This window comes from Arthrobacter sp. Soil_N43 (assembly GCF_057655195.1).
The window spans coordinates 1-15,032 of sequence record NZ_JBDGML010000020.1 but is presented as its reverse complement, the minus strand read 5'-3'; the positions used below and the strand labels follow the sequence as shown (position 1 = coordinate 15,032).

Sequence of the window (15,032 nt, the reverse complement as noted above, 5' to 3'; positions counted from 1 at the left end):
CCGTTCAGACCAACGCGCGTGGTCCTCGCGTTCGCTGCAGCCGTGGCAGGGGTGGGCGCGCAGTGCCCGCCGAAGTTCGGCGATCTTCTTTTCCTGGTTCGGCAGCCCTGCTCCGAGGCCGAAGTCGGCGTTGCGCGGGTTGCCGGGAGCCGGCGGACGGTTCTCCCGCAGGGCATTGCGGACGGACGAGGCCAGGTCCCTGCGGGATTTCGGGACCTTGGCGTTGAAGGACTTCGGAATCCTGATCCGGGTCAACGGGGATATGGGCCCCTCGAGGTCGTCGATGCCGATCCGGCGCAGCTGGTTTTCCATGGTGAGCACGGCCGGGCGCGGCTCACGTGAGCTGTGGTCGGAACTCAGCACCACTGCGTAACCGGGGGCTCGGCCGGCCGGAACGTCAACCACATCACCTGGCAGGAGGCGGCTGAGGGAATCCTCGTTCAGCGATTTCCGTGCCCTGGATTTGCCCCGTGAGGTGAAGTTCTCGGCGTCGGACAGCTCCCGCCGCAGCCGGGCATATTCGGTGAAGTCACCCAGGTGGCAGGTCATGGACTTGGCATACCCCGCCAGGGATTCCTCCCGGCTCCGCACCTGCTTCGCCAGACCCACCACGGAGCGGTCAGCCTGGAACTGGGCAAACGAGGATTCGAGGATTTCCCGTGCCCGTGGCCGTCCAAATTGTGCCAGGAGGTTGATACTCATGTTGTAGGTGGGCCTGAAGCTGGAATTCAGCGGATACGTCCGCCGCGATGCCAGGCCCGCAACTGCCGTCGGGTCGGTGCCGGGCTGCCAGAGCACCACGGCGTGGCCCTCGACGTCGATGCCCCGCCGGCCCGCCCGGCCGGTGAGCTGCGTATACTCCCCCGCCGTGATGTCCACGTGCGCTTCGCCGTTGAATTTATCCAGCTTTTCCAGGACCACGCAGCGTGCCGGCATGTTGACGCCCAGGGCCAGCGTTTCCGTGGCGAACACAGCCTTGACGAGGCCCTCGGCGAAGAGCTTCTCCACCACTTCCTTGAACGTGGGCAGCATGCCGGCATGGTGGGCCGCTATGCCCCGGAGCAGCCCGTCGCGCCAGTTCCAGAAGCCCAGCACCTCAAGGTCGTCGGACGGGATGTCCTGCCCGGCTTCATCGACGCGCTGGGCGATGATCCGCTGTTCCCTCTCGGTGGTGAGCCACAGCCCGGAGGCAACGCACTGCGAGACCGCGGCATCGCAGCCGGCCCGGGAGAAGATGAAGGTAATGGCGGGCAGCAGATCCTGCCGGTCCAGGCTGGCAATCACCTGCGGCCGGCTGGCCCGGCGGATCGCCGTGCGCGGTGCCGCCTGCTGGGACCGGTCCTCGGCACGCTGACGGTGTTGCCGCCGCTGGCTCCTGCCGCCGTGCCCGAACCGGCCCTGGAAATTCAGCTGGCTCTCCGCGCGGGCCATGGACAGCAGTTCCGGGTTGACCTCGAATCCGCGCTGTCCGGCGTCGTCCGCGCTGGGCGGGGCCGGGAGCGCCGAGGCGGTGGCGGGGTCCCCTTCGGGGGCGATTTCGTCGAAGGCCGTGTCCCCGGCGAACAGATCCACGATCTCCTTGCCCACCATGACGTGCTGCCAGAGCGGGACGGGGCGGTGCTCGGAGACGATGACGTCGGTGTCTCCCCTGACCGTGTCCAGCCACGCACCGAATTCCTCGGCGTTCGAGACGGTGGCACTCAGCGAGGCCACCTGGACTTCGCTCGGGAGGTGGATGATGACTTCCTCCCACACCGCGCCGCGGAACCGGTCGGCCAGGTAGTGGACCTCGTCCATGACCACGAAGCCGAGGTCGTCGAGGGTCGCTGAGTCGGCGTAGAGCATGTTCCTGAGAACCTCGGTGGTCATTACCACCACGGGCGCGTCGCCGTTGATGCTGGTGTCGCCGGTCAGCAGGCCCACATTGTCGGCACCGTACTTGTCGGCCAGCTCGGTGTACTTCTGGTTGCTCAGTGCCTTGATGGGCGTGGTGTAGAAGGCCTTCAGCCCGCGCTGCAGGGCAAGGTAGATGGCAAACTCGCCAACAATCGTCTTTCCGGCACCGGTGGGCGCGGCCACCAGGACGCCCCGGCCGTCCTGGAGCGAACGGCAGGCGTCACGCTGAAAGTCGTCCAGTTCAAAGTCAAGGGTGCGGGCGAACGCTCCGAGGTAGGTTTTGGATTCCGCCGTCCGTTCGGCGCTGGCCCTGTATCGTTCGGCTGGCGACATTGAATCCGGTGATGTGGACATTCCTCAAGCCTAGCTGGGCGGACGCTAGAGATTCTTCAGTTCGCTGCCCGGGGTCGCGATATCGGCCGTGGCCTCGGTCTCAGCTGCGCGCTTGGCAGCCCGGCGGTCGCGGCGGCGGTCATTGAGGAGGCACAGGCCGATGGCGGCGAAAAACAGTGCAAGCATGGGGCCCGCGAGGTAGAACATGCTCATGGCGTCGGCTCCCGGCGCTGCCATGGCAGCGAACAGGCACACGAGGAAGACGGTGATCCGCCAGCTCTTGACGAGCTGTTCGCCGCGGAGGATTCCGGCGAGGTTCAGTCCGAACAGGACCACGGGCAGCAGGAACGCGATGCCGAACGCCAGCAGCAGCCGGAGGACAAACGACAAGTAGACCTGGGCGCTGATGAAGTTGGAACCGCCGGACGGAGTGAATTCCGTCAGGACCCGGACAGCATTGGGCAGGACCAGCCATGCCAGCGTGACGCCGCCGACGAACAGGGGCACGGCCGCCGCGACGAACGACAGGGCCAGGCGCCGCTCCTTTTTGTGGAGGCCGGGCACGATGAAGGCCCACAGCTGGTATAGCCAAACCGGGCTGGCGATGATCACGCCCAGGAATACGGAAACCTGGATCATGAGGTCGAAGGAACTTGCCACGCCGTCAAAGTTGAGGGTCGCCTGACGGCCCTCGTTCTCGTTGAGGTCGCGGATGGGCTTGATCAGGGCGGCCAGCATCGGCTGGTAGACCATGAACCCTGCGACGGTGGCAAGGACAACCGCGATGGCGGACTTGAACAGCCTGTTCCTGAGTTCTTTCAGATGGTCCAGCAGCGCCATCCGTCCCTCAGGATTGGATCGACGACCCATGGTTACTGCCATGTGGACTTAGGCGCGGTTCGGCGGCTGAGCGTCGTGGCCGTCTGCAGGGTTGTTGTCGGTGGTGGCTGAACGGGGGTGGTTCACGACTTTGCCTTCAACAGGACCGGAACCGTCCTTCGCGTCCGCCGTGTCGTCCTTCTTCATCTCGCGGACTTCCGACTTAAAGATGCGCATCGACTGGCCCAGGCTCCGGGCCATGCCGGGAAGCTTTGGTGCCGCGAAAAGCACCAATGCCAGAACGATGATAATGATGAGATGCCAGCCTTCAAGCCTCATGGCGGGTGGTCCTTTCGTTTAAGTACATCCTACGTTTATCCCAATTCGATGTCGCGCAAAGCCTGGGGCTGTCCCCGCTCGGCCTTGCGACGGATCCTGCGCTGCCGCCGGATCTCCACGCGGGATGACTTTGATTCGTGGTAATCATGGCGCATCTCGTGCGGTGAGGCAAAGACGGCGGCTCCCGGCGGGATTCGCTGCGTCCGCGGGGCGTCGCCGTCCGCTATGTCCGCCGCGGAGTCGGGGTCGGGCAGGTGGCCCAGGTTGTCGCCGGCCGCCCCAAGTTCCTTCACGGTTGTCATGAATTTCCGGAACAGCCGGATTCCCAACAGGAGATAGAAGAGCAGGGAAAGCGCTATCAGCGCAATCCAGATCAGGATCCATGACCACCAAGGCATGCTGAGTAGTCTAGCGGGCGTACTGGGCCAGGGCCGCTTCGATCCAGTCCCGGGACGCCTCCGCGAGCCCGGCGGGCTCGAGAATCCTGACCGCACCGCCGTGCTGCGCGACGAACATGGGCAACCATGAGGTGCTGCCGAACCGGATCTCGGCAACCAGTCCGCCGTCGGGCAGGGCGGCCGTCCGCTCCGCGTAGTAGTCGTCCGCCAGCCCGGCGCCCCGTGCGGTGAGCTGAACGGTCACCAGGGTGTCGTCGTCGTTCGGGGTGAAGAGTTTGGCCGGAAACCCGCCGTCGGGCAATACTGGCGCCGAGACGGGGCGTCCGTTCGGCCTGAGGTCTTCAATGCGGTCCAGCCTGAAGTTCCTCAATCCTTCCGCCGAGTGGCAGTACGCCTCGAGGTACCAGGTGTTGTCCATGGAATAGAGCCGGAGAGGGTCCACGTCGCGCTCCGAGAGGGAATCCTTTTGTGCCGACAGGTAGACAAGGTGTAGCTGCTGCCCGGATGTGACGGCCTCGCGGATCGTCTCGAGGTTGGCAGTGTTGCCCGGACCCACCTCCGGAGACAGTGCACCTGCCCGCAGCCCCTCCTCCCCCGCGGCCGCCACGAGCTTCAGTGTGACGGACTCCAGGGCACCACCTTCGGCGAGCCCGGGCAGCCCGTTGAGGGTTTCCAGGCCCGTCAGCAGTGCACAGGCCTCGTCCACCGTGAACCGGACGGGCCGGTTAAGCTCCAGTGACTGGGTGATGAAGACGTGGTCGTCCTCCCACTGGATGTCCAGCAGCTCATCGGGATAGCCCTGCGGAAGGCCAGAGCAGATGAGGATCAGCAGGTCGTTTTCAAGTTCCTGCCGCGTGATGCCGAACTGGTCCGCCACGTCCTGGATGTGGAGGCCCTGGTTGTGCACCAGGAAGGGCACCAGCTGGAGCATGCGCTTGAGCTGGTCCTCGGAAGTGCGTTTGCGGGCGCGCTTCCCCGTGGCACCGCCGGAGAAAGTGTAGGAGGGCACGGGCTCGGCCAGAAATGCTGCGGCGCCCTCCAGCCGGCGCCGGACTGCGGAGGCCAGCTCCGCGGGCTCGACCACTTTGGCGTTCGGACCATAGGACGCAAGTTCCTCGCCAAGCAGCTCGGCGTCCCGGTAGGGAACCGCCAGCCGGTCCCACCCGTCGTCGGGCCTTCCGGCCGCTGATTCGACGGCGCCTGATCCGGCGACTGATCCGGCTCCTGATCCGGCGGCGGCAGGGTCCGCCCGCTTCCGCAGCCCCAGCAGGCGGTCGTTCCGGACATCGACGACGGCGGACCGCAGCGGGAGCTCCGGGAGGCTGTCCAGTTCGGCGCGGACGTTAAAGCCGGACGGCGGCACAAAGGTTTCCTTTGCCAGGACCGATACCGCGGACGTGAAACGTGAGAGCCGGAAGAACCGTTTCGCTTGGCGGCCACGGTCATAGCCCACCAGGTACCACTGGCCGAACCGGCTGCCCAGTCCCCAGGGCTCGACCACCCGTTCCTCTTCCCTGCCGGTGCTGCCGGCAAGGTACCGGAACCGGACCGGGTGCTGGGCGTGCATCGCGGCCACGAGGTCTTCAAAGGCCTGGCCCGCCGGCTTAATCCGGGGCTGCACGCCGGCCGGCAACGCAACGTCCGCCAGGCTGCCCGAGGCCTGCAGCTTGCGCATGGCGTTCGTGGCCGCCGGGCCGAGGGCAGCTTGCTCCCACAGCTGGGAGGCCAGCAGCAGGACCGTCCATTCATCACGGGTGAGCTCCACGTCGGGCAAGCGGTTCGATTCCCTGCCGATCCGGTACCGCGTAGTCGCGGGATCGTCCGAACTCCATCCGAGGTCCGTCACGGTTTCGACCTCGAAGCCGAAATCCCTGAGATCGTTTTTGTCCCGTTCGAACATTCGGCCAAAGGCCGCGTCGCTCGCCGCGCTGTCGTAGATCTTGTCCCGAAGCTCGCTGCGCCGCAGCCCGTACCTGGAGTTCAGGAGGGCGATCAGGAGGTTCAGCAGACGTTCAGTTCGTTGGGCGGACACCCTCGCTACGTTACTAAAGCTGGGTGCGGAAAAACGCCAAAGCGCGGCAACAAAGCGGAATTTCCTTCCGATTGTTACCGCGCTTCAGCTGAAGCGGGACGCGCGACGCCTAGGGAGCCGGCCTGCCGCAGGGCATCCGGTGGATTTAGCGGACGCCCACGAGGTCCACAACGAAGATCAGGGCCTCGTTCGGGCCGATGGCGCCGCCGGCACCGCGTGAGCCGTAGGCGAGCTCCGAAGGGATCTCGAGACGGCGGCGGCCGCCGACCTTCATGCCCAGCAGGCCCTGGTCCCAGCCCTGGATGACCTGGCCGACGCCGACCCTGAAGTCCAGCGGCGCGCCGCGGCCCCAGGAAGCGTCGAACTCTTCGCCGGTGGACCAGGCGACGCCGACGTAGTGGGTGGAGACGGTGTCGCCGGCCTTGGCTTCGGGACCGTCGCCCTCGATGAGGTCCGTGATGACGAGTTCCGTGGGAACGGGGCCTTCAGGGAAGTCAATTTCCGGCTTCTGGCGGTCGAGGTTGCGCTGACCAAATGACATGGTTGCTCCTTCTGCTAGGTAGGTGAACTGCTCTGGGGAACTTACTTGGTGCCGAGGATGTCGACCACGAACACGAGGTCGCCCTTGGCTTCGCCCTGGCCGGCGTCACCGTAGGCGAGGGCCTTGGGGATGACGAGGAGCACGCGGGAACCGACAGTCTTGCCGGTCAGGCCCTGGGTCCAGCCCTTGATGACGTTGTTCAGCGGGAAGGTGGCCTTCTCCTTGCGGTCGAAGCTCGAATCGAACTTCTTGCCGCTGGCGAGGGCGACGCCCACGTAGTTCACCGTCAGGGTATCGGTGGCCTTGACCTCGGGGCCCTTGCCCTTGATCAGGTCCTGCGCGATGAGCTCCTTCGGGGCTGCGACGCCCTTGACGTCCAGCTCGGGAACGCCGTCCTTCTCGGTGACCTTCGGCAGTCCTGCCGGTGGGGTGACGCTGTCACCTTCGGGCTTGTCCAGCACCTTTGGCGCGTCCTTGGCGGACAGCACCTTGATGATGAGGAGCTGCGAGGGCTGCGCTTCGGCGCCCTGCGCGGCAGCCTGCCCGGGGGCAGCCAGTGCCAGGTGCGACCCGATCTTCGCGCCCACGAAGGCGTTGTAGATGATGGGGCTCTGGGTCTTGAGATCGTCGTTCAGCTCAATGGGCTGCGGGTCCTTGGGGAAGCTGTCATCAAGGGTGGCGCCGTCCTTGCCGTTCAGCGCCAGGACGGAGACCTCGGCGATCTGGTTGGCCTTAACCCGGTCTCCGCTGCCTTCTGTCACCACCTTCACCGTGGGCTCGGTAACGTCGAGGGGCTTCGTGAATTCGACCTTTGGAGCCTTCTTGTCTCCGTTTTCAGTCAGCTTCAGGGAGTCAAGCTTTGCTGTCTCACCCGCGGACTGGCTGGTCGGCTCCGGGGCTGCAGGCTCTCCGCCGCCGCAGGCGGTCAGCAGAAGCAGTCCGGGAATGAGAATTGCTAGTAGTCGGCGCACTTAAGAACTTTCGTCGGGGCAAGATGGATGCTGCCGGGGCGAGGAATGCGCCCGGCCAAGCAGTCGCGACCGCAAAACGGCCTATTCCAGAGTAACGCCTGAACCTGAATATCAGCCCATAGAGTCAAGAAGCGCATCCACGCGCTCATCGACGCTGCGGAACGGGTCCTTGCACAGGATGGTCTGGTGCGCGCGGTCATTGAGCTTCAGATGGACCCAGTCGACGGTGTAGTCCCGTCCCAGTTCCTGCGCCCGCCGGACAAAGTCACCGCGCAGTTTCGCCCGAGTGGTCTGCGGCGGCGCATCCACGGCATCCTTGACGGACGTCTCCTCGGTGACGCGGCGGACGGCCCCGCGGGACTGGAGCAGGTAAAAAAGGCCACGGCTGCGGGAAATGTCATGGTAGGTCAGGTCCAGCTGGGCAATGCGGGGGGCGTCAAGGCCCAGACCGTGCCGGTTCCGGTAGCCGTCCATGAGCTTCTTCTTGATGGCCCAGTCGATTTCGGTGTCGATGGTGCTCGTGTCGCCGCTTTCAATGGCTTTCAGGGTCCTGCCCCACAGATCCAGGATCAGCGGCACGTGCGGATTGTGGGCGCCGTTCTCCTGTACGAAGGCCGTGACCTTGTTCAGATACTCCTGCTGGATTTCCAGCGCTGTCAGCTGGCGTCCGTTGGCAAGCCGGACCAGGGCACGGCCGCTCAGGTCGTGTGAGATCTCGCGGATGCTGCGGATCGGATTCTCCATGCGCATGTCCCGCATGATGACACCGGCCTCGATCATCCGCAGGATCAGGTCAACCGTTCCCACCTTGAGGAGCGCCGTGGTTTCGGACATGTTCGAATCCCCGACGATGACGTGGAGCCTGCGGTAGAACTCGGCGTCGGCGTGCGGTTCGTCGCGGGTGTTGATGATCGGGCGTGACCGGGTAGTGGCTGACGAGACGCCTTCCCAGATGTGGTCCGCCCGCTGCGAGAAGGCGTAGGTTGCGCCGTGCGGTGTCTTGAGGATCTTGCCGGCACCGGCGATGAGCTGTCGGGTGACGAGGAACGGGATGAGGATTTCCGCCAGCCTGGTGAATTCGCCGCGGCGCGGAATCAGGTAGTTCTCATGGCTGCCGTACGAGTTGCCGGCAGAGTCCGTGTTGTTCTTGAACAGGTACACCGTGCCGTTGAAGCCTTCAGCCGCGAGCCGGGACTGGGCCTCGTCCACGAGGTCGTCCAGGATGAGTTCTCCGGCGCGGTCGTGCGCGATCAGCTGCACCAGGTCGTCGCATTCGGCCGTGGCGTACTCCGGATGCGAGCCGACATCCAGGTACAGGCGGGAGCCGTTGGTCAGGAACACGTTGGACGACCGGCCCCAGCTGACAACCTTGCGGAAGAGGTACCGTGCCACTTCCTCGGGGGCCAGCGGGCGGGAGTCCGGGCTCGAATATGAAATGCCGAATTCGGTCTCGATGCCGAATATTCTCTTATCCATCTCAGCTCTCCTCTGCCAGAAGGTCCATGACATCGGCGTCCGTCAGCCGTCGGAAAGCGCGCCGCGTGCCCCTGCTGCTTTCCGACACCCGGTCCAGCACCGCAACTTCGAGGGCTTTCGCAGGAAGGTCGCGCGTCTCATTGTCCGTTGCGAGGCCTTTGACGGCGAGCCGGATGGCCCCGGCAAAGGACAGGTCGCGCTGCCATCCCGTCTCCACCGCTCCGGAGACCTTGTCGGCCTGCCCGCCCATCACGATGAAGCCGTGTTCATCCGCGATGGAGCCGTCAAACGTGAGGCGGTACAGGTGGTCCCGGTCCTGGGACGCGCCCACCTCGGCCACGGCCAGCTCCACCTCAAAGGGCTTTTGCTCCGCGGTGAAGACGGCGCCCAGGCTCTGCGCGTAGACGCTTGCCAGCCCGCGGGCGGTGACATCCTCGCGGTCATAGGAGTATCCGCGGACATCCGCGTAGCGCACCCCGGCCTGGCGGAGGCTTTCAAATTCGTTGTACTTGCCCACTGCCGCGAAGGCGATCTTGTCGTAAATCTCGCCGATCTTATGGAGGGACGGTGATGGGTTTTCCGCTACGAGGGCAATGCCGTCCTCGCAGCTGACCACCACCACTGAACGCCCTCTGGCAATGCCCTTCCGTGCGAAGTCCGCACGGTCCTTCATCAGCTGCTCGGGCGACACATAGAACTGCTGGGTCATGTCAGGCCTCCCGCCGGGCAGCAGCCCTGGACTCGATGATGGTGCCGGCGATGTCCGCGAGTTCCCGCTCGGCGACGCGCCGGGCGCCCGCGCGGTTGACGGTGTAGACCACGGGCCACAGTTGCCGGACTGGATCCGGGCCGCCCGTGGCGGAGTCGTCGTCGGCGGCGTCGTAGAGGGACTCGACAGCCACGGCGATTGCTTCGGCTTCGGTGAGGTTGGGCCGCCAGAGCTTTTTCAGGGCACCCCGGGCGAACATGGCGCCGGAGCCGACGGCGTGATGCTCCTGCTCCTCGTAACGGCCACCGGTGACGTCGTAGGAGAACAACCTGCCCACTCCCGCCGCCGTATCGAATCCGGCGAACAAGGGAACAACGGCGAGACCCTGCATGGCCATGGGCAGGTTTCCGCGGATCATTGCGCCGAGCCTGTTGGCCTTGCCGTCCAGGCTCAGCAGTGTGCCTTCGATTTTTTCGTAGTGTTCCAGCTCAACCTGGAACAGACGCGTTAGATCGATCGCGATGCCGGCCGTCCCGGCGATACCCAGGACCGAGTACTGGTCCGCCGGGAAGACCTTCTCGATATGGCGGCTGGCGATGATGTTGCCCATCGTGGCCCGGCGGTCACCGGCCATCACGATGCCGCCGGCGTGTGTCATGGCCACGATCGTGGTGGCGTGCGGTACCTGCAGGGGCTGGCCGGCGAGGTCGCTGCCTGCAAGCGGCCTGGTGAAAGGAAGCAATTCCGGACGGTCGCGTTGGAGATGCTCAGTGAACGATGAGGTGGCGTTGGCGGCTACCTTGTTGGCTGTTGTCTCCTGCACTGGTGCACTCCTTCAACGTGTAATTCGGCGGCGGTCCGGTACCTTAGGCTTCCGTGCCCGGTGCGGGGTGGGGCGGCTGCCGGGTTACTGTCCGCCCTTTTGCACGAACGCCCTGACGAACTCTTCGGCATTGGATTCCAAAACGCCGTCGATCTCGTCCAGGAGGTCATCGACACCCTGGGTGGATGCAGATGCCTGTCCCTCAGCCGGTGCGGGCGGCGCGGGGACCTCTTCCTCAACCTCGGTGTCGCGTGGCTGCGGCTGCTGTTGCTCCTGCCCTGCCATGTTCATCTCCTTCTTCAGGTCCCGCCGCCTCCGGTGGGACATCCTGTATGCCCATATTGCCACGCAAAGCGGCACTTCGGGGTTCTTTATGCCGGTGGCGGAGCCGGCGTCGATCCGAGCAGTTCCGCAAGGAACGGACCGGCCTCGCGGTGCCGGGCGAAGAGGGCCCCGGTCAGTGCTTTCGTGCCCCGCAGCGGCTCCCGCGTAGGAACCCGCTGGAGCCTTCCGTAGCCGGGAACGTCGAAGATCACCGAATCCCAACTGGCCCCCACCACGTCCTTGCTGAAGCTGCTCACGCAGCGTCCGCGGAAGTATGCCCGCGTGTCCGACGGCGGTTCGGTGACCGCCGCTGCGATGTCGGCGTCCTTCACGATGCGCTGCATGCGGTCCCGGGACAGCAGGCGGTAGTACAGTCCTTTTTCCGGCCGGATGTCGGCCCACTGCAAGTCCACCAGCCCCAGCCGGGCATCACCCCATTGGAGGCCGTCCCGTTGCCGGTATCCCTCGAGGATGGACAGCTTGGCGAGCCACTCGACCGAGGAGGCGGCAGCAGGACGGTCGCTGTCCAGCTGGCTCAGGGTGGTGGCCCACTGGTCCAGCACGGCGTGGGTGTGCCCGTCACCGTCCACCGCGTCGGCCACACCGGTGTCCTGGGCGAGCTTCGCGGCGGCCTCGTGATAGATCCACTGCAGGTCCAACGCAGTGACCCGGCGGCCGTCCACCAGGCGGATTGTGGCCGTCAGCGACGTGTCGTGGCTGACCGTCTGCAGCGCCGCTATGGGTTCGTGCACCTCAATCTTGGGCGCCAGTCCTGCCTCGATCAGGCTCAGCACCATGGCAGTGGTCCCGAACTTCAGGTAGTTGGACGCCTGGCTGAGGTTGGCATCGCCAATGATCACATGGAGCCGGCGGTACTTATCGGCGGTGGCGTGCGGCTCGTCGCGGGTATTGATGATGGGGCGGCGGATGGTGGTTTCCAAACCCACTTCCGCCTCGAAGAAGTCCGCGCGCTGGCTGATCTGGTAGCCCGGGCGTGAACTGTCCTGCCCGATCCCCACGCGGCCCGAGCCGCAGATGATCTGGCGCGTCACGAAGAACGGCGTCAGCCCCCTGACGATGTCGTTAAAGGGGACCGAGCGCGGCATGAGGTAGTTCTCGTGGGAGCCGTATGAGACAGCCTTGTTGTCGGTGTTGTTCTTGTAAAGATTGACCGGCGGAAGTTCGCGGTCGCTGGCCAGCCGCCGGACGGCGGCCAGCGCCACGAGGTCGCCTGCAGCGTCCCATGCCACCGCGTCAGCCGGGTTGGTTACTTCCGGGCTGGAGTACTCCGGGTGGGCGTGGTCCACGTACAGCCTGGCCCCGTTGCCGAGGACCATGTTCATCAGGAGCGAGCCGGACTCATCCTCGCCGTCCAGTTCCAGCTCTTCCCGTCCATAAGCCAGTGCCACTGCCTCGGCGTCCAGCACGGGAGGCTGGTCGGTCAGCTGGCTCGGGTGTGCCTGCCCGCGTTCCAGCGTCCAGCCGCGGGCGTCGTGGAGCGGTTCCTCGTCCGTGTAGTCCCACCGGGTTTCGGCGCCTCCTGCTGCGCGCAGCCGGGTGACCTGGGCGTACGCCTGCACCACCCGGGCGGACATCATGGTGGCGTTGGCCCCCGGCGCCGAGGGGGCATGGATGCCGTATTCGGTTTCGGACCCCATGACGCGCATGGCGCCCCCCTGGGGCAGCGCTCCCCCGGGAGTTGCCTCGGAACCGGCCGTCACAGGTACTGGCCTGTGTTGGGCATGGTCTCGATGGACTTGCCTGGCTCCTGCCCCGCCTTGCCCTGGACGATGGTGCGGATGTAGGTGATGCGCTCACCCTTCTTACCCGAGATGCGTGCCCAGTCGTCGGGGTTAGTGGTGTTCGGCATGTCCTCGTGCTCCCGGAACTCGTCGACGACCGCCCGCAGCAGGTGATCGATGCGGAGTCCCTTCTGCTGTGTGATCAGCAGGTCCTTGATCGCGTACTTCTTGGCGCGGTCGACGACGTTCTGAACCACGGCTCCGGAGTTGAAGTCCTTGAAGTACAGCATTTCAGTATCGCCGTTGGCGTACGTGACTTCGAGGTATTCGTTGGACTTCTCCGTGGAGTACATGGCCTCGACGGTCCGCTGGATCATGGCGTCAACAGTCTCCTGGACGTCACCGTCATGCTCTGCGAGGTCGTCCTCGTGGAACGGCAGGTCAATGGTGATGTACTTCTTGAAGATGTCCGCCGCCGCTTCGGCGTCGGGCCGCTGGATCTTGACCTTCACGTCGAGGCGTCCCGGCCGCAGGATGGCGGGATCGATCATGTCCTCACGGTTCGAGGCACCGATGACGATCACGTTGTCCAGGCGCTCCACGCCGTCGATCTCGCTGAGCAGCTGCGGCACGATGGTGGTTTCGACGTCGGAGGAGATGCCGGTGCCGCGGGTGCGGAACAGCGAATCCATCTCATCGAAGAACACCACGACGGGGCTGCCGTCCGACGCCTTCTCCCTGGCGCGGGAGAAGATCAGCCGGATGTGGCGCTCAGTTTCGCCGACGTACTTGTCGAGGAGCTCCGGACCCTTGATGTTGAGGAAGTAGCTCTTCAGGTCGATGTTGCCGGACCGTTCGGCCGCACGGGCCGCCAGCGAGTTGGCCACCGCCTTGGCGATCAGCGTCTTACCGCAGCCGGGAGGGCCGTAGAGCAGGATGCCCTTGGGTGCCTTAAGGCCGTGTTCGCGGTACAGGTCCGGGTGCAGGAAGGGCAGCTCGATGGCGTCCCTGATCTGTTCGATCTGCGGGCCCAGGCCGCCGATGTCCTCGTACGTGATATCCGGCACTTCCTCAAGCACGAGGTTTTCCACCTCGGACCGCGGAACCTTCTCCAGGGCATAGCCGGTCCGGGAATCGATGGACAGGGCGTCGCCCACCCGCAGCTTTTCCGCCAGCAGCGGGCCGGCCAGCCGGATGACGCGCTCCTCGTCTGCGCGGCCGAGAACCAGGGCGCGGTCCGGGCCGAGCATTTCCTTGAGCGTGACGAGCTCGCCGGCACGTTCGTAGCCGAGGCCTGCCACGACCAGGAGCGCCTCGTTGAGGAGCACCTCCTGGCCGACCGCAAGCTGGTTCATGTTCACGAGGGGGCTAATGCCCACCCTCATCTTCCGTCCGGCGTTGAAGATGTCCACCGATTCCTCGGTGGCGGCCTGTCCGCTGCTGCCGGAGGTGGGTTGCCGCCGCGGGTTCAGCTGGAGAATTGTCCCGAAACTGTACGGCGGCTGACCCTCCTGGTCGAGGGCGTTTTTCAGCCGGAGGATCTCGGATTTGGCGGTTTCCAGCATGGCAACCAGCTTGGAGTTGTTCTGCGTGGCAGCTGCCAACTGCCGGTCGATGTGCCGTAGCTTATCCCGGAGGATATTTACCTGCCGGTCTGCAACAGACAGCTCATTGGCCGCTGCCTGCTCGGCCGGCGTAGGTACGGAGTCGTTGTTCGGCGTATCCATCATCCATCAGCCCCTTCCTGCGCTTCTCTTAAGACCATAGCCCCAAGTTGGCGAGTACTGCTGAAGACATCCGAAATACGGACTAGTTTGTGATCTCCGGATCGTCTTTGACGTTCGTGCCCGCGATCGCATCCCGGGCAGCACGCCGAAGTTTCTTGTCGGAGACGAGCCGCTCACCCACGGCGCCGGGTGTCCAGGCGTTGACGTCGTCCTCGTTGAAATCGGTCTTGGACGGCCGGCGCTTCACGGAGATGCCGGTGACGCCGGCGGCGAGCCGCCGGGTGACCAGCAGGAAGCCGGTGTGGGCCACCATCCGGTGGTCGGGGCGGACGGCGAGGCCTTCCAGGTGCCAGCCGCGGACCAGGGACTCCCAGGCGTCCGGCTCCGTGAAGCGGCCGTCCGCGCGGATGGCCTCGGCCGTGCGGGAGAGCTGCGTGACGGTGGCGACGTAGTTGATCCACACCCCGCCCGGGGCCAGGACCGTGGCGACCGCGTCAAGGCATTCCCACGGCGCCAGCATGTCCAGCACCACGCGGTCGATGGATCCGGGCTCTTCCGTGCGGACCACTTCTTCCTGGAAGTCGCCCAAGGAGATCTTCCACGCCGGGTGCGGCCCGCCGAAGATGGTTTCGACGTTACCGCGGGCAATTTCGGCGAATTCCTCGCGGCGTTCAAAGGAGTGCAGGTAGCCCTGGTCACCGACGGCGCGCAACAGCGAGATGGACAGCGCGCCGGATCCCACGCCCGCCTCCACCACCCGTGCGCCGGGGAAGATGTCGGCCATGGTGACGATCTGGCCGGCGTCCTTGGGGTAGACGACGGCAGCACCGCGGGGCATGGACAGGACGAAGTCCGAGAGAAGGGGACGCAGGGTCTGGTACTGCTGCCCCACGTTGTTCACC

14 protein-coding genes are annotated in these 15,032 nt (G+C 65.3%); all 14 read right to left on the bottom strand.

Annotated elements, in window-relative coordinates; all coding sequences use genetic code 11:
* The coding region (locus AC3A3W_RS00890) for a DEAD/DEAH box helicase (protein WP_487440006.1) at positions 1 to 2,250 on the bottom strand (2,250 nt) is incomplete at its 3' end.
* A 24-nt stretch (positions 2,251 to 2,274) separates the two neighbouring features.
* Positions 2,275 to 3,111, bottom strand: coding sequence for a twin-arginine translocase subunit TatC (gene tatC, locus AC3A3W_RS00885; RefSeq protein ID WP_487440005.1), 837 nt, complete (start codon positions 3,109 to 3,111; stop codon positions 2,275 to 2,277).
* Between the two features lie 6 nt (positions 3,112 to 3,117).
* Positions 3,118 to 3,387 (bottom strand): Sec-independent protein translocase subunit TatA, encoded by a 270-nt coding sequence (gene tatA / locus AC3A3W_RS00880; RefSeq protein WP_487440004.1) that lies wholly within the window; start codon positions 3,385 to 3,387, stop codon positions 3,118 to 3,120.
* A gap of 35 nt (positions 3,388 to 3,422) precedes the next feature.
* Positions 3,423 to 3,785 (bottom strand): hypothetical protein, encoded by a 363-nt coding sequence (locus AC3A3W_RS00875; protein WP_487440003.1) that lies wholly within the window; start codon positions 3,783 to 3,785, stop codon positions 3,423 to 3,425.
* A gap of 10 nt (positions 3,786 to 3,795) precedes the next feature.
* On the bottom strand, positions 3,796 to 5,817 hold the full coding sequence (locus tag AC3A3W_RS00870) for a helix-turn-helix transcriptional regulator (protein ID WP_487440001.1): 2,022 nt from the start codon (positions 5,815 to 5,817) through the stop codon (positions 3,796 to 3,798).
* A gap of 145 nt (positions 5,818 to 5,962) precedes the next feature.
* Positions 5,963 to 6,358, bottom strand: a complete 396-nt coding sequence (locus AC3A3W_RS00865) for an FKBP-type peptidyl-prolyl cis-trans isomerase (protein WP_205653293.1) — start codon at positions 6,356 to 6,358, stop codon at positions 5,963 to 5,965.
* Between the two features lie 41 nt (positions 6,359 to 6,399).
* A complete protein-coding gene (locus AC3A3W_RS00860) occupies positions 6,400 to 7,329 on the bottom strand; it encodes an FKBP-type peptidyl-prolyl cis-trans isomerase (RefSeq protein WP_487440000.1) in 930 nt (309 codons plus the stop codon).
* A 111-nt stretch (positions 7,330 to 7,440) separates the two neighbouring features.
* On the bottom strand, positions 7,441 to 8,805 hold the full coding sequence (gene pafA / locus AC3A3W_RS00855; protein WP_205653291.1) for a Pup--protein ligase: 1,365 nt from the start codon (positions 8,803 to 8,805) through the stop codon (positions 7,441 to 7,443).
* A gap of 1 nt (position 8,806) precedes the next feature.
* A complete protein-coding gene (gene prcA, locus AC3A3W_RS00850; protein WP_487439999.1) occupies positions 8,807 to 9,514 on the bottom strand; it encodes a proteasome subunit alpha in 708 nt (235 codons plus the stop codon).
* A gap of 1 nt (position 9,515) precedes the next feature.
* Complete coding sequence (gene prcB / locus AC3A3W_RS00845) at positions 9,516 to 10,337, bottom strand: proteasome subunit beta (RefSeq protein WP_487439998.1); 822 nt, start codon at positions 10,335 to 10,337, stop codon at positions 9,516 to 9,518.
* An 84-nt stretch (positions 10,338 to 10,421) separates the two neighbouring features.
* Entirely contained in the window at positions 10,422 to 10,622 is a 201-nt protein-coding gene (locus AC3A3W_RS00840) for a ubiquitin-like protein Pup (protein WP_104138540.1), read from the bottom strand.
* Positions 10,623 to 10,708: 86 nt separating this feature from the next.
* Entirely contained in the window at positions 10,709 to 12,382 is a 1,674-nt protein-coding gene (dop, locus tag AC3A3W_RS00835; protein ID WP_487439997.1) for a depupylase/deamidase Dop, read from the bottom strand.
* Positions 12,379 to 14,130: a proteasome ATPase gene (arc, locus tag AC3A3W_RS00830; protein ID WP_487440007.1), complete on the bottom strand. Its 1,752-nt coding sequence runs from the start codon at positions 14,128 to 14,130 to the stop codon at positions 12,379 to 12,381. Before arc ends, dop begins: the two co-directional genes overlap by 4 nt.
* An 82-nt stretch (positions 14,131 to 14,212) precedes the next feature.
* The coding region (locus AC3A3W_RS00825) for a tRNA (adenine-N1)-methyltransferase (RefSeq protein WP_487439996.1) at positions 14,213 to 15,032 on the bottom strand (820 nt) is incomplete at its 5' end.